General features: G+C 59.8%; 19 protein-coding genes. 13 read left to right on the top strand and 6 right to left on the bottom strand.

The window, feature by feature from the left end:
• Positions 1–76: 76 nt before the first annotated feature.
• From ppk2 to PAF20_RS11695, 5 genes are all read right to left on the bottom strand, one after another.
• Positions 77–970, bottom strand: a complete 894-nt coding sequence (gene ppk2 / locus PAF20_RS11715; RefSeq protein WP_271070816.1) for a polyphosphate kinase 2 — start codon at positions 968–970, stop codon at positions 77–79.
• 30 nt (positions 971–1,000) lie between these two features.
• On the bottom strand, positions 1,001–1,840 hold the full coding sequence (locus PAF20_RS11710; protein ID WP_271070815.1) for a hypothetical protein: 840 nt from the start codon (positions 1,838–1,840) through the stop codon (positions 1,001–1,003).
• The gene (gene metA, locus PAF20_RS11705) at positions 1,785–2,714 is read right to left on the bottom strand and encodes a homoserine O-acetyltransferase MetA (RefSeq protein ID WP_271070814.1); all 930 of its coding nucleotides are present in this window, start codon (positions 2,712–2,714) and stop codon (positions 1,785–1,787) included. The genes PAF20_RS11710 and metA overlap by 56 nt, the downstream gene beginning before the upstream one ends.
• A gap of 2 nt (positions 2,715–2,716) precedes the next feature.
• The gene (locus PAF20_RS11700) at positions 2,717–3,616 is read right to left on the bottom strand and encodes an ATPase (RefSeq protein ID WP_271070813.1); all 900 of its coding nucleotides are present in this window, start codon (positions 3,614–3,616) and stop codon (positions 2,717–2,719) included.
• Between the two features lie 96 nt (positions 3,617–3,712).
• The gene (locus PAF20_RS11695; protein ID WP_271070812.1) at positions 3,713–4,852 is read right to left on the bottom strand and encodes an OmpP1/FadL family transporter; all 1,140 of its coding nucleotides are present in this window, start codon (positions 4,850–4,852) and stop codon (positions 3,713–3,715) included.
• Between the two features lie 329 nt (positions 4,853–5,181).
• Here PAF20_RS11695 and guaB point away from each other — a divergent pair, with 329 nt between their 5' ends.
• From guaB to paaZ, 10 genes are all read left to right on the top strand, one after another.
• Entirely contained in the window at positions 5,182–6,630 is a 1,449-nt protein-coding gene (guaB, locus tag PAF20_RS11690; protein WP_271070811.1) for an IMP dehydrogenase, read from the top strand.
• Positions 6,631–6,879: 249 nt separating this feature from the next.
• Positions 6,880–8,085 carry a 3-oxoadipyl-CoA thiolase gene (gene pcaF / locus PAF20_RS11685; RefSeq protein WP_271070810.1) on the top strand — a complete coding sequence of 402 codons (1,206 nt, stop codon included), beginning with the start codon at positions 6,880–6,882 and terminating at the stop codon, positions 8,083–8,085.
• 12 nt (positions 8,086–8,097) lie between these two features.
• Positions 8,098–9,084 carry a 1,2-phenylacetyl-CoA epoxidase subunit PaaA gene (gene paaA / locus PAF20_RS11680; protein ID WP_271070809.1) on the top strand — a complete coding sequence of 329 codons (987 nt, stop codon included), beginning with the start codon at positions 8,098–8,100 and terminating at the stop codon, positions 9,082–9,084.
• A gap of 4 nt (positions 9,085–9,088) precedes the next feature.
• Positions 9,089–9,436, top strand: coding sequence for a VOC family protein (locus PAF20_RS11675; protein ID WP_271070808.1), 348 nt, complete (start codon positions 9,089–9,091; stop codon positions 9,434–9,436).
• 41 nt (positions 9,437–9,477) lie between these two features.
• Complete coding sequence (gene paaB / locus PAF20_RS11670; RefSeq protein WP_271070807.1) at positions 9,478–9,762, top strand: 1,2-phenylacetyl-CoA epoxidase subunit PaaB; 285 nt, start codon at positions 9,478–9,480, stop codon at positions 9,760–9,762.
• On the top strand, positions 9,762–10,607 hold the full coding sequence (gene paaC, locus PAF20_RS11665) for a 1,2-phenylacetyl-CoA epoxidase subunit PaaC (protein WP_271070806.1): 846 nt from the start codon (positions 9,762–9,764) through the stop codon (positions 10,605–10,607). The genes paaB and paaC overlap by 1 nt, the downstream gene beginning before the upstream one ends.
• 1 nt (position 10,608) lies before the next feature.
• On the top strand, positions 10,609–11,118 hold the full coding sequence (paaD, locus tag PAF20_RS11660) for a 1,2-phenylacetyl-CoA epoxidase subunit PaaD (protein WP_271070805.1): 510 nt from the start codon (positions 10,609–10,611) through the stop codon (positions 11,116–11,118).
• A 10-nt stretch (positions 11,119–11,128) separates the two neighbouring features.
• Entirely contained in the window at positions 11,129–12,205 is a 1,077-nt protein-coding gene (gene paaE / locus PAF20_RS11655) for a 1,2-phenylacetyl-CoA epoxidase subunit PaaE (RefSeq protein ID WP_271070804.1), read from the top strand.
• A gap of 9 nt (positions 12,206–12,214) precedes the next feature.
• Positions 12,215–12,964 (top strand): Phenylacetic acid catabolic protein, encoded by a 750-nt coding sequence (locus PAF20_RS11650; RefSeq protein WP_434802919.1) that lies wholly within the window; start codon positions 12,215–12,217, stop codon positions 12,962–12,964.
• 11 nt (positions 12,965–12,975) lie between these two features.
• On the top strand, positions 12,976–15,021 hold the full coding sequence (gene paaZ, locus PAF20_RS11645; protein ID WP_271070803.1) for a phenylacetic acid degradation bifunctional protein PaaZ: 2,046 nt from the start codon (positions 12,976–12,978) through the stop codon (positions 15,019–15,021).
• A 79-nt stretch (positions 15,022–15,100) separates the two neighbouring features.
• On the opposite strand, the gene PAF20_RS11640 is transcribed toward paaZ, so the two are convergent.
• Positions 15,101–15,856 (bottom strand): Bax inhibitor-1/YccA family protein, encoded by a 756-nt coding sequence (locus tag PAF20_RS11640; RefSeq protein WP_271070802.1) that lies wholly within the window; start codon positions 15,854–15,856, stop codon positions 15,101–15,103.
• A 377-nt stretch (positions 15,857–16,233) separates the two neighbouring features.
• On the opposite strand from PAF20_RS11640, the gene PAF20_RS11635 reads away from it, so the two are divergent.
• From PAF20_RS11635 to mgtE, 3 genes are all read left to right on the top strand, one after another.
• A complete protein-coding gene (locus tag PAF20_RS11635; protein ID WP_271070801.1) occupies positions 16,234–16,593 on the top strand; it encodes a helix-turn-helix domain-containing protein in 360 nt (119 codons plus the stop codon).
• Between the two features lie 61 nt (positions 16,594–16,654).
• Positions 16,655–17,437 carry a histidinol-phosphatase gene (gene hisN / locus PAF20_RS11630; protein WP_271070800.1) on the top strand — a complete coding sequence of 261 codons (783 nt, stop codon included), beginning with the start codon at positions 16,655–16,657 and terminating at the stop codon, positions 17,435–17,437.
• A gap of 92 nt (positions 17,438–17,529) precedes the next feature.
• Positions 17,530–18,978, top strand: a complete 1,449-nt coding sequence (gene mgtE, locus PAF20_RS11625) for a magnesium transporter (RefSeq protein WP_271070799.1) — start codon at positions 17,530–17,532, stop codon at positions 18,976–18,978.
• Positions 18,979–19,092 lie beyond the last annotated feature (114 nt).

The following is a 19,092-nucleotide window of genomic DNA, read 5'->3' as shown; positions in this document are numbered from 1 at the left end:
CCTTTGCGTTCGTTAAAATACTGGGCGCAGCGAGCTGAGCAGCAGAGGTCAAGCACGGCTGAACGATCAGGTCCGGCTAGCGGCTTATCATCTCTGGCCCGCCCGCGATATTACTGTCGACTTCGCCAATGGCTTTCTCATCCTTTCCGGCGTAATCGACTGCGCCCAGGATCGTCTGAATTGCCGCAATGCGTGCGCGTTTCTTGTCGTCAGAGCGGATGACGGTCCAAGGCGCCAGCTTGGTGTCGGAACGTTTCAGCGTGTCTTTGATGGCGTCGGTATATTCGTTCCATTTCCCCAACCCTTCCACGTCGATAGATGACAGTTTCCACTGTTTCAGCGGGTCCTTTTCGCGGTCCAGGAAGCGTTTGAGCTGTTCTGCCCGTCCGACATTCAGCCACAGCTTCACAAGGATTGTGCCATCATCGACCAGCATTTCTTCGAACATGGGAAGCTGTTCAAAGAAACGCGCGCGCTGTTCGTCCGTGGAAAAGCCGAATACCCGTTCGACCACGCCGCGGTTATACCAGCTGCGGTCGAACAGGGCGATTTCGCCGTCGGCGGGCAGCCAGTCGGTATAGCGTTGGAAATACCATTGCCGCGCTTCTCTATCAGTGGGTTTGGGCAGTGCTACGATATAGGCAGAGCGCGGGTTCAGGTTTTCGCGCACACGCTCTATCGTGCCGCCCTTTCCGGCTGCGTCACGGCCCTCAAACACGACAACCAGCCGTTTCCCGGTCAGTGTGATATCATGCATCATTTTGACCAGTTCGACCTGCAACTTGTCGATGTGGTCTTCGTAGCTACCCTTGTCCATTTCTTCGGGATAGGGGTAGCCGGGGTCGAGCATGTCGTCCTTGCCGCCCTTCTCGATTGCTTTGCGAATGTCCTTCGGCGCGTCGTTCTCAAGAAATTTCGTGATCTCGCCGACATAGGGCAGGGGATGGGGGGACTTGCTGGATTTGGCCATGCTTACACTCCGTTTCTTGTGCTACTGAACTTATGTCCGGACCGGCGTCGTTGGATAGCCAAGTTCTGCCTCGATGGAGGGATCGAGCTGCTCCAGAATATAGGCTTTTTCCGCCTGAAACTCGTCATCCTTGGGCTGTCCACGCAGCGGTTGGCGTCGATAGTTCTTTGCAAACGCTGATTTGATTTCTGTGTAGCTGGTCGTGGGTATCTGAAAGATCATTTCCATCAGATCGAGAAATTTTTGTGGATGTTGTACAAGCCATTCGTATTGAACGAGACAGTAGTTGCAGCCGCGATTGCGCAGGCCAAGCAGATTGCTGTGCTTAATGTTGCGCATTTGCAGGATGTTGTTGAAAGGCCGGCCCGAGAGCGGATGCCGATCCGGTTGCAGTGGGTAATTCGTGTCGATCTGAATGCCGTTGCCCACTTTGTAGTAATACGTTTCCCAGGGTGCACGCAGGAAATCGTGAAAGCTGAGGTCGTGAATCTCGTCGGAACAATGCCACGGTTTTCGGAACATGCGCGGCAACCAGCTTTGCCAGTCACGGACGATAGCGATGATCAGCACCGATTCATCGAGTTTCGGTGAGTTCATTATGCCGTGCTTCCAGCCCAGTGCAGTAAATTTTTCAAGCGAGGTGTTTTGTTCAATTATAGCGTTGATGAAATTGGTACCGGTCGAACGCTCACCATGCACTGCGTATCGTGTCGGCACTGCATCGAATGCCCTGTACAGTTCCACGCCATCAGCGATGCGTCCATAAAAGTGCTCCGCCCCGTCCGGTATCGCTCCAGAGCCGACCGGAACAGGCTCAATCGGGCCTTCCGATTTCAGAAATTTCGTAAGGCGTCGTTTGATAGATTTCATTTATCCAGTTTCCGTAAAGCAGATGCGCATGGCTGCGCCAGCGGTTTGACGGCGTACGTGAGGGGTCGTCGTCAGGATAGTAATTTACCGGCACGTTGATCGCCTTGCCCGCTTCGACGTCGCGGTCGTATTCGTCCTTCAGCGTAGTCGAGTCGTACTCAAAATGGTTAAAGACATAGAGCGCGCGGTGTGATTCATCCTGTAAAAGGCACGGCCCGACCTCGTCCGAGGCGACGAGCGTGTTCAGCGCGGGGCGCGCGGCCACATCTTCGGCCCGCACCTCGGTCCACCGGCTGACGGGGATCAGCAGATCGTCGGAAAAGCCGCGCAGAAAGGGGGAAGAGGGTGCACGGTTTTCATGCCGGAAACACCCGAACGCTTTAGCCGGCAGATCATGCTTTGGCAGCCCGTGGAAATGCCACGCCATCGCCATCGCTCCCCAGCAGACGCCGAAGGTCGAATGCACATTGGTCTGCGTCCACTCGAAAACGCGGGTCAGCTCTTCCCAATAGGTGACTTGTTCGAACGGCAGTTGCTCGATTGGGGCACCGGTGATGATGAGACCGTCGAACTTCTCTCCGGTTGCTTCCACCTCCGAGAATTTGCGGTAGAAGGACTGCATGTGATCCGCCGCCGTGTTCCGGCTTTCGTGATCGGACATACGGATCAGCTGAAAGTCTATCTGCAAGGGCGTGGCACCGATCAGACGACCGAACTGGTTTTCTGTCTGAATTTTCTTCGGCATCAGGTTCAGCAGCCCGATACGCAAGGGACGGATATCCTGCATCGCGGCCCGGCCCGGCGACATGACCATGACGCCCTCTTCCGACAGGATGTCGAAGGCTGGCAGGTCATTGGGCAGGGTAATGGGCATTCTCAGGCTTCCTTGCGGTTGGAATTCAGGTCGCTGCGCACAATCGCTTCGCGGTCGATGGCGCATGCGATCAGTGCGGTGAGGTCGTCAGGGGAGCGGATTTCAGATACTTCCTCGGCGGTGATGGTAACACCGCGCCGCGCCATCGCCTCATAGCGGGGCTGGCGATGGGCAAGCGCGCGGGCATAGGTCCAGCGAATAAAGTCATCCGGATCCACCTGCTCTTCGCGCAGACCCTTTTCCATGCGGTAGTCGACCCAGGCGCGTTCCAGAAACGCGGGCTGGTAATACATTGGCTTTGGTGCGCGGTCGAAGCGCCGGACAAGCTCGGCCGTGTGGGCGTCAGAGCCTTTTATCCAGACCATAAGCGTGTGCCGCTCCAGCGTCGACAGCACGGGATCGTCAGGATCGTCGGGGTCAACAACCTCGCAGATGGAACCACCGGAATCGCAGACGAAATGCGGCAGGCGATAGATGTCGCTTGCGCGTTCGATGAAATGCGGTGTGTCGAGAAGTGCTGCGATTTCGGCGGCGCGATGCTCTCTCTGGCGCTTTGTATAGGTGTCGAAATTCAACCCGCCGCGCGTCTCCGATCCGGGCTTGCCCAGATAGGTCGACAGCGGCGACAGATTGTCGAAAGTGATGTTGCTGGCGATATAGACGCTGTCCGACATCAGCAATTCGCGCAGAAGCGGCACCTTCATCGCCTCGCGCTTGAAGTTGTCGGCGATCAACTCTCCCATGTAACGGGTGCCGATACGGTAATCGATGCTGTAGTGAAACCACTCGCCGGATGCGCGCAGCATATTCGACAGATAGGTCTTGCCAAGGCCCGACATGCCGAACAGCAGCACACGCTTGCGGCTGCTGTTCGTCCATTCCTGTCCGCTTGAATAGATCATCGCTTGTCCTTCCGTCCGCGCAATCTAAGTAGCGCGGTCGAAATAGAAAAGCCCCGCTAAAGGCGGGGCTTTCCGGATCATTGCGTTTCGATCGGATCAGAAACGATAACCGATGCGCAGGCCGAGGCTGACGGCGTCGTTATCCGTCATGTTGGCGCGTGCCGCATCCGGTGTGCCGGTTTCGGCCTTGGCATCGCCGACCTTGGTGTAGTTGATGCCGCCGGTGAATTTCCATTTATCCATCGTGTAGATACCGGCAACCGTGATCGCCTTGCGCCCATTGGTCGGTGCCAGGGGCGACACCAGATCATCGTCACCTTCCGGCTCGAATGTGAAGGCCACGCTGCCAGACCAATTGTCCGTGAACTTGCGGCCAACACCCAGCGTATAGGTGGTGGAGTCGTCAAGGCTGACCAGCCCGTCAGCGGCGACTGCGGTACCGAAAAAGTCCGGCGTCACAGTGAATTCCGACCATTTTACATGCCGGATCTGACCAAATACCAGCGTATCGGTGGCGACACCGGTCTGGAAATCAAGCGCGATTGCCGACGGCGTCGAGACTTCGGTAGAGCCTTCGGCGACCTGCGTCGCACCGATGAATTCCTTCGTATCGAAGTCATGGTCGATGTCGGAATAATAGGTCAGCGCGATTCGTGCCGCGATATCCGGACGCTCCCACGAGAAACCAGCAAGCCAGCCCACCGCTGTGTCATCTGCGAGTTTCGCGCGATAGCCCGATGCCGCGCCATAGGCCGCCCCCTGCAGACGCACATCACCCGAGGCCTTCGTTGCACGCAAGCCGCCATGAATGCCCCAGCTGTCGTTGAACTTGTAACGCAGGATGGCCGAAATATGGGCGCTTTCCACATTCGCCTTCGTCCCGCCGAGCATATAAGAGCCATCTATAGGTGACGTTACGTCAAGGTCGGGATAGGCGATGTCGGCGCCATAAGGATGTTCAACAATCAGTGCGGCCGAAATCTGATCGGTGAACTGGTGTTTGTATCCGAAGGTAACGACATTGAAGTCGTCGGCGACATTGCCGGTCTCACGACCGCCATATATCGCCAGATCCTTGCCATCAACGTCCGGTTTGGTGATCTGGGCACCAAATTCGACGTAATTGCCCTCTTCGAACAAGATTCCGATAGACTGGGTCGAGCGTTCGATACCACCTGCGAAGACCGGGGCAGTACCCAGAAGCAACGCAGCGGTGCCTATTAGTGTTCTCTTCATGTTTTCCTCCCTGGCGCGGCCCCGAAGACGCCGCAAATGTTCGAAGGACAGGCTATATCGACGGTTGCGCGAATCAATCGCGCCACCGCGATGACGTGGCGTCGCATGCGGGTGCCCACGCGTCACCGTGTCACTGTTGCAACGGTTAGATGACACCCGCGCGCCCAGGCCGAAGGCATCGTGATCGGCTGGGCGGTTTTTCTGCTCCGAACCGGGCCGAATCAGTCAGCGAAAGCGCGCAAAGCCGATATGCGCCTGCAATGGGGTAGACAAAGCGCGCCTGAGGTGAAAAGGGGAACTGCCAAACGAACCCCTAAAGGATTGCTGCCATGCAGATTCGTGAGGCCCTCACATTTGACGACGTTCTTCTGGTTCCGGCGGCCTCAAGCGTCATGCCGTCAACGGCAGATGTCAGGACGCGGGTGACACGCGGTATCCAGATGAATATCCCGCTGCTCAGCTCTGCCATGGACACAGTCACCGAAAGCCGTATGGCCATTGCCATGGCTCAGGCCGGCGGGATGGGGATCGTGCATCGCAATCTGACCGCAGACCAGCAGGCCGATGAGATCCGGCGCGTGAAGCGCTTTGAGTCCGGCATCGTCTACAAGCCGATCACGCTGCGGCCGGATCAGACCCTCGCTGATGCAAAAGCCCTGCAGGAGCGCTATAACGTGACCGGCTTCCCGGTCGTCGATGACGCCGGCCGGGTGGTGGGAATCGTGACCAATCGCGACATGCGCTTTGCCAGCGACGATAAGACCCCGGTCAAGGCGATGATGACCGCGGAAAACCTTGCCATCCTGCGAGAGCCTGCAGATCGCGCGCAGGCCATCGCGATGATGAAAGAGCGTCGGATCGAAAAGCTTCTGGTCACCGATGGCAGCGGCCACCTGACCGGCCTGTTGACACTGAAAGATACCGAAAAAGCAGTGCTGAACCCGCTGGCCTGCAAGGATGATCTGGGCCGCCTGCGCGTCGGCGCTGCCTCTACCGTTGGTGAGGAAGGGTTCGAACGCAGCAAGGCGCTGATCGACGCGGGCGTGGATATGGTGGTGATCGACACGGCGCATGGCCATTCGGAGGGCGTAGCCATCGCGGTCGAAAAGCTGCGCAACTTCTCCGCCGATATTCAGATCGTCGCCGGCAATATCGCCACGGCAGAGGCCGCACGCGCCCTGATTGACGCCGGGGCGGATGCCGTCAAAGTGGGGATCGGGCCGGGCTCCATCTGCACCACCCGGATCGTTGCCGGTGTGGGTGTGCCACAACTGACCGCCATTATGGATGTCGCAGAGGCCGCAGGCGACATTCCGGTGATCGCGGATGGCGGTATCAAGTTTTCGGGTGACTTCGCCAAGGCGATTGCGGCTGGCGCCAACTGCGCGATGGTCGGCAGCGCCATTGCCGGGACAGACGAATCGCCGGGCGAGGTCATCCTCTATCAAGGCCGCAGCTTCAAATCCTATCGGGGCATGGGTTCAATGGGCGCAATGGCCCGTGGTTCAGCGGATCGTTATTTCCAGAAGGATGCGGCAACCGACAAACTGGTGCCGGAAGGGATCGAAGGGCAGGTGCCCTATAAGGGCCCCGTCAGCGCGGTCATCCATCAGATGGTCGGCGGTCTGCGGGCCGCAATGGGTTATACCGGCAGCGCCACAGTGGATGAGATGCGCGGCGGATGCAATTTCGTGCGCATCACAGGGGCAGGGCTGAAGGAAAGCCACGTCCATGACGTCCAGATCACGCGCGAAAGCCCGAATTACCGCATGGGCTGACACACCACATTTTGCACCCCAGCAGCCGACCAGGACCGCATAACCAGCGGCGCTGTCTTTGGTGTGCAAATACCTCGGGGTGCGGGGCAGAGCCCCGCTTCCAACAGTACAAACAGAAAGCTGTGCTTGCCGCCTGCGCGCGGACGGGCGAAGATTTTTCTTGCCGGATTAGAGAATCGACGTATAAATAACCGAACGGTCGGTCAAAGAATTTACGCCTTGTGACTGACTGCCATGAGAGGGGGAAACATGGCCGACGCTTTCATCTGTGACGCAGTCCGGACGCCCATTGGTCGCTACGGCGGTGCGCTGTCATCAGTCCGCGCCGATGATCTGGCGGCGGTTCCTCTTCGTGCCCTGGTTGAGCGTAATCCCGGCGTGGACTGGGCCAGCGTCGATGATCTGATCTATGGCTGCGCCAATCAGGCGGGCGAGGATAACCGAAATGTCGGGCGCATGGCGGCGCTGCTGGCCGGGCTGCCGGTGGATGTGCCGGGCACGACGATCAACCGGCTCTGCGGGTCGGGGATGGATGCAGTCGGCATGGCCGCCCGTGCGATCCGTGCTGGCGATTGCGACATGATCATTGCGGGCGGTGTGGAGAGCATGTCGCGCGCCCCATTTGTCATGCCAAAGGCGGAAACGGCGTTCAGCCGTGCCAATGCGGTCTACGACACGACCATCGGCTGGCGCTTCGTCAACCCGAAGATGAAGGCTGAATACGGGATCGATTCGATGCCGCAAACCGCCGACAACGTGGCCCAGGACTTCAACGTCAGCCGCGAGGATCAGGACGCCTTCGCGGCCCGCAGTCAGGAGCGTTGGGCCGCAGCTCATGAAGCGGGCATTTTCGCCGATGAGATTGTGCCGGTCAGTGTGCCTCAGAAAAAGGCCGATGAGATCGTCGTCGACACGGATGAACATCCGCGTCCCGGCACCACGTCGGACAAGCTTGCAAAGCTGAAGGGCGTGAACGGACCCGAGAAAAGCGTCACCGCGGGCAATGCCTCGGGCGTGAATGACGGGGCCTGTGCGCTTCTGATCGCCAGCAAGGAAGCGGCCGGGAAGAACGGTCTGACCCCAAAGGCGCGGATCGTCGCAATGTCGGCAGCGGGTGTAGAGCCGCGCATCATGGGTATCGGCCCTGCGCCTGCCGCGAAGAAAGTGCTCGCGCGGGCAGGTCTGACAATTGACCAGATGGATGTGATCGAACTCAACGAAGCATTCGCCTCGCAGGGGCTTGCCACGCTGCGAGAGCTTGGACTTCCTGACGATGCACCCCATGTTAATCCGAACGGTGGCGCCATCGCGATCGGTCATCCGCTGGGCATGTCCGGGGCACGGCTGGTCACAACCGCGATGTATCAACTGCACCGCACAGGCGGCAGATATGCGCTATGCTGCATGTGTGTCGGTGTCGGTCAGGGCATCGCCATCATTATCGAACGCGTCTGAGGAGGAACTGCCATGTATGCACAGCTCGTCAAATCCGAAGGCAAATCGCGCGAGGAGATGTCGCCCGAAGAGATCGCCTTTCAGGAGCGCATCGACCGGAACGAGAAGATCGAACCCAAAGAGTGGATGCCGGAAGGCTATCGCAAGACGCTGATCCGCCAGATCGGCCAACACGCCCATTCCGAAATCGTCGGCCAATTGCCCGAGGGCAACTGGATCACCCGCGCCCCCACGCTGGAGCGCAAGCAGATCCTGCTGGCCAAGGTGCAGGACGAGGCCGGGCACGGTCTGTATCTCTATTGCGCCGCCGAGACGCTTGGCGTGAGCCGCGATGAGTTGCTGGAGAAACTGCATTCCGGCGATATGAAATATTCGTCGATCTTCAACTATCCGACCCTGACCTGGGCCGATATGGGCGCGGTCGGCTGGCTGGTCGATGGCGCGGCGATCATGAATCAGGTGCCGCTGCAACGGACCAGCTATGGCCCCTATAGCCGCGCGATGATCCGCATCTGCAAGGAGGAAAGTTTCCACCAGCGGCAGGGCTACGCGATCATGATGAAGATGGCCAATGGCACGCCGGAACAGAAGAAGATGGCGCAGGATGCGCTGAACCGGCTTTGGTATCCCTCGCTGATGATGTTCGGGCCGTCCGACAAGGACAGCGTCCACTCCGCGCAGAGCATGGCGTGGAAGATCAAGATGAACACCAATGACGAACTGCGCCAGAAATTCGTCGACCAGACCGTGCCGCAGGCCGAATATCTGGGGCTGACGATCCCTGACCCGGACCTCAAATGGAACGAGGAAAAGGGCGGCTATGATTTCAGCGAACCCGACTGGGACGAGTTCTATCAGGTGCTGAAGGGCAATGGGCCGTGCAACAAGGAACGGCTCGGCGCCCGCGTAAAGGCGTGGGAGGACGGCGCGTGGTATCGCGAGGCGATGAACGCCCATGCGAAGAAGAAGGCGGCGCGTCGCCCGGTGGCGGCGGAATAACCCGATGCCGCGGCTGAACCACGTCGCGCTGACAGTGTCGGATCGCGAAGCTTCGGCCCGGTTCTATGGGGCGTATTTCGGCCTGACCCGGCGCGTGCATGACGATGACCATCTGCTGATCCTCGCCGATGACAGCGGCGGTCTGCTGGCCCTGAGTGAGGGCGATCTGCCACCTGAGCTGCCGGGCACCAATCACTTCGGCAGCCTCGCCGGGACTGCGGAGGAAGTCGAGGCGCTACGGGAACGCTTTCGCGCCGATGGCGTGACCGAAACGGAATACAGCGCCGGTGGTCCGGCGCGTGTGCAGGCGCTCGATCCAGACGGATACCGGGTCGAACTTTACGCTTATTGATCGATACCCAGCGGTGTTGTGCCGCAGGAAGGGAGGAACAGATGTCCAGCGAATGGCCCCTTTGGGAGGTCTTTATCCGTGGTCAGCACGGGTTGAACCACCGTCATGTCGGCAGCCTTCATGCGCCCGATGCCGAGGTCGCGATCAAGCATGCCCGCGACGTCTATACGCGCCGGAATGAAGGCGTTTCGATCTGGGTGGTGAAATCGGTCGATATCGCGGCCTCCAGCCCCTCCGACAAGGGACCGCTGTTCGAGCCGTCGAATGACAAGGTGTATCGCCACCCGACCTTCTACGATATTCCCGAAGAAATAGGGCATATGTGATGCCGTCGCTTCCCGATATCATGACCCCGAACGCGGCTGAGCTTGCCCGTCAGGATGGCGGCAAGGGCGGCCATGCACCGACCCCCGACGCCGATCAGGATGCGTTTTTCGAGTTCCTGCTGCGCATGGGCGACAATGCCCTGATCCTCGGGCATCGCAATTCCGAATGGTGCGGCCATGGTCCGCAACTGGAGGAGGACATTGCGATGTCCAACATGGCGCTTGACCTGATCGGTCAGACCGCTCTTTGGCTGGGTCTGGCGGCAGAGGTTGAAGGCAAGGGCCGCAGCGCCGACGATCTCGCCTATCTGCGCGACGCGTGGGAGTTCCGCAACCTTCTGCTGGTCGAGCGCCCGAATGGCGATTTCGGCGCGACGCTGATGCGGCAATTCCTGTTCGACGCGTTCCATTTTCTGCAGCTTCAGGCGCTGACGCGGTCCAGCGATACCCGCGTGGCCGAAATCGCGCAGAAATCGCTGAAAGAGGTCAGCTATCACCTTGAACGCTCGGCCGAGCAGGTCATCGCGCTTGGCGACGGAACCAGCGAGAGCAAGGCAAGGATGCAGGCAGCGCTGGATGACCAGTGGTCCTACGCGCTGGAGATGTTTTCCAGCGACGACACGGATGTGACGCTGGCGGCATCGGGGATCGCGCCTGATCCGGCGGGGCTGCGCCAGACATGGGACGAAATCGTGCTGCCCGTGCTGGCCGAAGCGACGCTGACTGTTCCCGATACCAAATTCGCGCACAAGGGCGGCAAGCAGGGCACCCATACCGAACATCTGGGCTATATCCTCGCCGAGATGCAGTTCCTGCAACGCGCCTATCCCGGCGCGGAGTGGTAGGATGCGGCCCGCCGTCTCGACCATATGGGACTGGCTGGCCGAGGTCCCGGACCCCGAGATCCCGGTCATCTCGCTGACCGATCTGGGCATCATCCGCGATGTGGACTGGCAGGGCGAGACGCTGGTGGTGACGGTGACGCCGACCTATTCGGGTTGCCCGGCCACGGCGGTGATCAACCTGGATATCGAGAACCATCTGCGCGGCAAGGGAGTCGAGGACATAAGGCTGGAACGCCGCCTCTCGCCGCCCTGGACCACCGACTGGATCAGCGAGGAAGGCCGCGAGAAGCTGCGCGATTACGGCATCGCCCCGCCGATCGAGGGCACCGCGCCCGACGGCCATGTCATGGCCCGGATCGGTGCGCTTGGCGGCGGCAACCTGACCGTGCCATGCCCGCGATGCGGTGCCACCGACACGCGGCGGGTCAGCCAGTTCGGCTCGACCCCCTGCAAGGCCAGTTGGGTGTGCAATGCCTGTCTGGAACCCTTCGACTATTTCAAGTGCCATTAGAGGAACCGCCATGCCCCGCTTCCTTCCCTTGCAGGTTACCGATGTGCGCCGCGACACCCGCGACGCCGTCGTCGTGACGCTGCAACCAAGACCGGAAGACGCAGCCAGCTTTGATTTCACGCAAGGTCAGTATCTGACCTTCCGGCGCGATTTCGACGGCGAAGAGCTGCGCCGGTCCTATTCGATCTGTGCAGGCCGCGATGACGGTGCGCTGCGAGTCGGCATCAAGCGTGTCGATGGCGGGGCATTTTCCACATGGGCGAATGAGGATCTGGCCGTCGGGATGGAACTGGACGCCATGCCGCCCATGGGCCGTTTCAACACCGATCTGGATGGCGCGGCGGTCAAGCATTATGTCGGCGTCGCGGCGGGGTCGGGCATCACGCCGGTCCTGTCGATCATCAAGACAACGCTCAAACGCGAACCCAAAAGCCGGTTCACGCTGATCTATGCCAACCGATCCGTAAATTCGATCATGTTCCGTGAGGAGTTGGAGGATCTGAAGAATGCCTATCTCGGTCGGTTCTCGGTCATCCATATCCTGAAATCCGAGGGGCAGGAGATCGACCTGTTCACGGGCCGGATCGATGCCGAGAAGATGCAGGCGCTGTTCGATAACTGGATCGATCCGGCCAGCATCGACACGGCGTTCATCTGCGGGCCGGAAGGGCTGATGCTGACCGTGGCCGACAGCCTGCGCAAGGCGGGACTGGATGACGCGCAGATCAAATTCGAACTCTTCGCCTCCAGCCAGCCCGGCCGGGCGAAGAAAAAGGCCGTCAGCAAGGATGCCGCGCAGTCGGGCGATGCGACCGAGGCCGTAGTGACGCTGGACGGTGCCACGCGCACATTCAGGATGCCGAAACAGGGCGAGAACCTTCTGGATGCCGCTTTGGCCGCCGATATGGACGCGCCCTATGCCTGCAAGGCCGGGGTCTGTTCGACCTGCCGCGCCAAGGTGTTGGAAGGCGAGGCCGAGATGGCGATTAACCACGCGCTTGAAGATTACGAGGTTGCGCAGGGCTATGTGCTGACCTGCCAATGCTATCCGCTGACCGACCGCATCGTCGTCAGCTATGACGAATAGGGGGCGGCAATGGATATGAAGATCGAGGATTATCTGGCGCAGGGCGGCAAGCTGACCTCTCCCGGCAATGTCCCGCCGCGCTACCGGGGCGAGTTGCTGCGGCTGATGGCGTCATTCGTGGACAGCGAACTGGCGGGGGCGGCGGGCTTTGCCGATACGATCAACGATGCGCCCGGCATCAAGAACCGGATCGCGGCGGCCAAGATCACGCAGGAAAAGCTGGATCATGCGGGTCGCGTCCTCGCGGTGATGGGCGAATTCGGGGCCGATACGGCGCGGTATGACAACAGCCATGACTGGGCCGCGCGGATGGATCGCGATGCCGACCTGGCGGCTGCGCGGCATGGCGACGATATGCGCCTGTCGGTCTTTCACTATCCGTTGCAGGGCTATGTCGATGCGGTGGTGCTGAATGTGCTGATGGGTCTGGCAACGGTCGTGCAGATGGATGAGATGAAGCGCGTCAGCTATGCGCCCCTGGCCGATACCTATCGCGAAATCGCGCCCAGAGAGGCGCGTCACGTCGAACTGGGTCTGAACGGGCTGCGCCAGATCGCCGAAAGCGATGAGGGACGCGCGCAGGCCAAGGATGCCATAGCCTATTGGATGCCGAAGGTCGATGCGACATTCGGGCAGTCGGCCTCGAAACGCTATGACACGCAGGCGCGGTTCGGTCTGCGCCATACCGAGAACGAAAAGCTGCGCGAGCTGTGGGCGCAGCGGGTGAATGACCTGCTGGCGCCGATGGGGCTGGCCTGAAAGGATATGCGATGAATGTGCAAACCCCTCGACTGCTGCAATCCTATATCTGCGGCGAATGGCGCAACGGATCGAAAGACGGCAAGGAATTGCTGAATGCTGCCACCGGCGAGGTGGTGGCGCTGATCGACGCCTCAGGTCTCGATCATGCGGCGGCGCTTGAATACGGGCGCGAGAAGGGCGGTCGTGCGCTGCGTGATTTGACGGTTCATCAGCGGGCGCTGATGCTGAAGGAAATCGGCCTCAAGCTGATGGAGATGAAAGAGGATTTCTATACCGAAAGCTTCTGGACCGGGGCCACGCGGGCCGATGGCTGGGTCGATATCGAAGGCGGTATCGGCACGCTTCTGACGCTGGCATCGAAAGCGCGGCGCGAATTGCCGAATGCGAAAGTCATCCCCGATGGCCCGGTTGAGCCTTTATCAAAGGATTCCAGCTTTTCGGGCCAGCATATCCTGACGCCTCTGCAGGGCGTGGCGGTCCATATCAACGCCTTCAACTTTCCGATCTGGGGGATGCTGGAAAAGATCGCGCCGACGCTGATTGCGGGGATGCCGACGATCGTCAAACCGGCCAGCCAGACCGCTTACCTGACCGAGCTGATGGTCCGCCGGATCGTCGATATGGGCATTCTGCCCGATGGGGCCTTGCAGCTTGTATCTGGCTCTGCCGGGGATTTGCTGGACCATGTGACCTGTCAGGATGTGGTGACCTTTACCGGATCGGCCTCAACCGGGCGGATGCTGAAAACCTCGCCTGCGATCATCGAAAACTCGGTCCGCTTCACGATGGAGGCCGACAGCCTGAACGCCTCGGTCCTTGGGCCGGATGCGGGGCCGGGGAGCGAGGAGTTCGATCTGTTCGTCCGCGAGGTCCTGCGCGAGATGACCAGCAAGGCGGGCCAGAAATGCACCGCGATCCGCCGCGCCATTGTGCCGCGCGCCCATGTCGATGCGGTGATCGAGGCGCTGAAGGCGAAGCTGGAAAAGACCGTGACCGGCGATCCTGCGGTGGATGGCACGCGGATGGGACCGCTCGCCAGTCTGGATCAGCGAGAGGAAGTGCGCGAACGGATCGAGGATCTGAAAGCCTCCTCGCAGATCGTGCTGGGCGATCCGGGTGATGTGAATGTCAGTTCTGGCGATGCGGAAAAAGGGGCGTTCATCAATCCGGTGGTGCTGCTGGCCGACAATCCGGCCGATGCGGTGGCCAATGATGTCGAGGCGTTCGGGCCGGTGGTCACCTTGATGCCCTATGATGATGTCGCGGATGCCGTGGCACTGACCCATCGCGGGAAGGGATCTCTCGTGGCATCGGTTTTCACAGACAGCAAGGATGTCGCCGCAGAGATGGTCATCGGCATGGCGCCGATGCATGGCCGGGTGCTGATCGGGAACCGGCGGTCGGCGAAATCATCGACCGGGCATGGCTCGCCCTTGGCGCCTCTGGTTCATGGCGGGCCGGGCCGGGCCGGTGGCGGCGAGGAACTCGGCGGGATGCGCGCGGTGAAGCATTACATGCAGCGCACCGCCGTTCAGGGCGCCCCGCATCTGCTGAGCGCGGTGACTGGCATCTGGTCGGATGGTGCCGATACCAGCACGGGCAAGCATCCGTTCCGCAAGTCGGTCGAAGAACTGCGCCTTGGCGATCAGATCGTCACCGATGCGCGCGAGGTGACCGAGGAGGATGTCGAACATTTCGCCAATTTCACCGGCGACACCTTCTATGCCCATATGGATGAAGAGGCCGCGAAGGCGAACCCGTTCTTCGATGACCGCGTGGCGCATGGTTATCTGATTGCGTCCTTCGCGGCGGGCCTGTTCGTCGATCCCGATCCGGGTCCGGTTCTGGCCAATTACGGCGTGGACAATCTGCGCTTTCTGACCCCGGTCTATTTCGGCGATACGCTGCAGGTGCGGCTGACCTGCAAGGAGATCAATCCGCGCGAGAATGCCGAACATGCCGAAGTCCGCTGGGATTGCCGCGTCACCAACCAGAAAGATGAGGTTGTCGCGCAATATGACGTGTTGACCATGGTGGCGAAGGAGTGGCCGTAACAACCGGCGGCACATCATCCCCGCAAACGAAAAAGGCCCCGCAATCGCGGGGCCTTTCTGTATGAGTGCGGCGACAGGATCAGTCGTTGCTGGCGCCCATGAACTGCAGAAGGAACATGAACAGATTCAGGAAGTCCAGATACAGGTTCAGCGCGCCGAGGATGGCGGCCTTGCCCAGGAAGTCCTGGTTCGATTCACGCAGTTGCAGGTAGGTGTTCTTGATGTTCTGCGTATCGAAGGCGGTCAGACCTGCGAAGATCAGGACGCCAATGACCGAGATCGCGAATTGCATCGCGCCCGACTGCAGGAAGATGTTCACGATCGAAGCGATGATCAGACCGATCAGACCCATCATCAGGAACGTGCCCATGCCCGACAGATCGCGCTTGGTCGTGTAACCGTAGAATGACAGACCCGCGAAAGCGCCTGCGGTCGCGAAGAACGTCGCTGCGATGGACGTGCCGGTGTAGCGCAGGAAAATCCAGCTGATCGACATGCCCATCAATGCGGCAAAGCCGTAGAAAATGAGCGTCGCTGCTTGGGTCGACAGCCGATAAACGGCGGCACCGAAAGCGAAGACCACCAGCAGAGGCGCGAACATCAGTACCCATTTCAGCGGTGACGCATAAACGGCGTAACCGATCTGAGTCAGGGTACCGTCCGAACCGACGGCGAGCATGTTCAGCCCTAGGGCAAAGAAGGCAGTCACGGCCATGCCGGTTGCCATAATGCCGTAAACCTTCGACATGTACGCGCGAAGGCCGGCGTCAATCTCGGCGCGGGTCGCGGCACCCGTCTGGGCCTGGGCCTGACGTAGGGTGTCGTATTCAGCCATCAAACTCTCCATAACTGGCGTTGGCGGCGCGGATGCGCCTGTCACAGGTAAATATTGGCTCAGTATCGCATGTTTTCAACGGATGCGAAGAGCAAAATGATCAACTTTGCGACGGTTGTCTGCCCTGGTGCCGTGGAATGCAGAAAAATCGCATGACCACCCAAAAGCGCGGATTTGGGCAGGACATTGCATGATTCGGACAAGTTCGGAAAACGTGTACCAATTTTTCGGCTGGTTTTTGCCGAAAGGGGCGTTTTTATGCATTCTGATGATTTTTCGCCTGTCCTTTCAGTCAACTTTAACGTGTTATGTGTCATTCCGAGTCGCCAGCGTTTTTAAATTGGTATATGACTCTACGAGACTAGGTGAGGATTGTTATGAAGCACGAAGTTGATGTGCATGTGGGCACGCGCATTCGCCACCGGCGTTGGCTTATTGGTATGACCCAGCAGCAGCTGGCGGATCAGGTCGGCATCAAATTTCAGCAAATACAGAAGTATGAGACTGGTGCAAACCGCGTTTCGGCCTCGCGACTGTGGGATATCTCCCTTGCGCTCGATGTGCCTATCAGCTTTTTCTTTGAAGGGATAAGCGGTGGCCGCGCTGCCACCTCTCTGGATGACGACATCATCGCCAGCAAAGAGGCTTTGCAGCTTATCCGTGCATATTATGCGATGCCCGAGGCGCAGCGCCGCCAGATTTTCGAACTGGCAAGGGTTCTGTCACACGCCGCGTGATGGCGCGGCTGTTCGCCCCCGTGATTTCGCGCTATCAGGCCAGCGAAACGATGGGGGCGACATGGACAGGTCCGATATATTCGACACCGCTGCTGCGATGGCTGATGCGGCCCGCGCAAAAACCATGCCTCTGTTTCGCAGCGAAGGCTTGCGGCCCGACAACAAGCAGGCGGGTGGTTTCGATCCGGTAACCGAGGCTGACCGGCAAAGTGAACGGGCGATGCGGCAGATTCTGGCCGACCGGCGTCCCGAGGACGCGATATTGGGGGAAGAGTTCGGGACCCAGCCCGGATCCTCTGGCCTGACCTGGGTTCTTGACCCGATCGATGGAACCCGCGCCTTTATCTCTGGCGCGCCAAGCTGGGGTACGCTGATCGGCCTGACGGATGAAAGCGGGCCGATCTTTGGTATTGTCGATCAGCCATTCACCGGCGAACGCTTCGAAGGCGGGCTTGGGCGCGCACGGGTTGTGACGCGAGAGGGGGAGCGAGCCCTTGAGACACGCAAAGACGTGGCCCTTCACGAGGCAACTTTGCTGAGCACCTTTCCCGAGGTCGGATCGTCAGACGAATACGAAGGGTTTCACCGCGTTGCGTCGCAGGTTCGGCTGACCCGCTATGGGCTGGATTGCTATGGATATGCCTTGCTGGCGCTCGGGCAGGTCGATCTGGTGATCGAGGCCGGGCTGCAGGCCTATGATGTCGTAGCACCGATTGCCGTCGTTCAGGCTGCGGGCGGTGTCGTGACCGATTGGCAGGGTGAGCCGGCGCATAACGGCGGGCGTATCATTGCCGCAGCAACGCCGGAAATTCATGCAAAGGCGTTGACGTTGCTGAACAGCTGATTATTGCCCCTGTTACAAGGGATATTTAAGATCACCTTTGGGCCCCGCCGCCCGATCCACCAGCCATCGCCAAAGAACGAGAAGGGGGGGCCATGCAGGACGACGATCAGCGCCCGGATCTGACTGCCGATCAGCCAGAAGCCGTTTCGGAGGAAAAGGCCGCAGAGCCCCAACCGCCCGAAGACGATGATGAGGACGATTTCACGCCGTCTCGCGTTCTGCTGGATCAGATACGCGACGCGATTGACGATGAAGACCCCGTTCGCCTGAACGAATTGCTGGACCCGATGCACGCGGCAGACATCGCCGACGTCATCGAGAACCTGTCCCCCGCGCGTCGGCGCGTCTTCATGTCGCTCTGGTCCGGAGAGATTGACGGCGACATCCTTTCGGAAATCGATGAGTCTATCCGCGACGAAGTCGTCGAACTGATGCCGAAAGCGGCGCTTGCCGACGCTGTCCGCGAGATGGACAGCGACGACATTGTCGAACTGATCGAAGAACTGGACGAAGACGAGCAGAAGAAGGTTCTGGCGGCGCTTGACGAATCGGATCGCGCCGCCGTCGAGCAGTCGCTGACATATCCGGAATATTCCGCTGGACGGATGATGCAGTCCGAGGTGGTGACGGCGCCAGAACATTGGACGGTCGGCGATACCATCGACTATCTGCGCAGCGAAGAGGATCTGCCGGATCAGTTCTACCACGTCGTTCTGGTCGATCCGCGCAGACACCCCGCCGGATATGTGGCACTTGGCCGCCTGCTGGGCGCGCGGCGCGAAGTGCTGCTGCGCGACATAACCGAGGAAAGCTTCCGCCCGATTGATGCCTTCGCGAATGAGGCAGACGTGGCCTATGCCTTCAACCAGTACCACCTGATTTCGACGCCAGTCGTGGATGAGCATGACCGGCTTGTCGGCGTCATCACCATCGACGACGCGATGGAGGTGCTGGATGACGAGCACGAGGAAGATATCCTGCGTTTGGCCGGTGTTGGCGACGAAAGCTCGATTTCCGATACTGTTGTTGAAACGCTTTGGCAGCGTCTGCCCTGGCTGGGCGTGAACCTTGCGACGGCGATCCTCGCATCCTTTGTCATCGCAATGTTCGAAGCGACGATTTCGCAGATCGTGGCACTGGCGGTGCTGATGCCGATTGTCGCTTCGATGGGGGGGAATGCGGGCACGCAGACACTAACCGTTGCGGTGCGGGCGCTTGCGACAAAAAGCCTGACCGGGTCCAACGTCTGGCGGGTCGTCGGGCGAGAGGCGGTGGTGGGCGTGTTGAATGGCTTGTGCTTCGCCGTCGTGATGGGCGTCGTTGCGTGGATCTGGTTTGACGGGCTTTCTCTGGCATGGGTGATCGCGATTGCGATGGTTGTGAACCTGTTTGTCGCTGCTTTGGCCGGAATTCTTGTCCCGCTGACGCTGGAAAAAGTCGGGGCCGATCCTGCGCTCGCCTCGGGCACGTTTGTGACAACCGTAACCGATGTGGTTGGTTTTTTTGCCTTTCTTGGACTGGCGCAGATGGTGCTGCTCTGACGTGCTCAGAAAAGTAAACAGGAAATTGCGCGCGTTAACCAAAAAAACCTTGATATGTGGAAGTCTATCCCGCAGGTTGGGTCGCACAGACCCCAAAAACACAATATCTGGTGG

The sequence above is a fragment of the Paracoccus albus genome (assembly GCF_027913035.1).
GTDB classification, from domain to species: domain Bacteria; phylum Pseudomonadota; class Alphaproteobacteria; order Rhodobacterales; family Rhodobacteraceae; genus Paracoccus; species Paracoccus albus.
The sequence above is the reverse complement of the archived record's forward strand: the minus strand, read 5'-3'. Positions and strand labels throughout refer to the sequence as shown.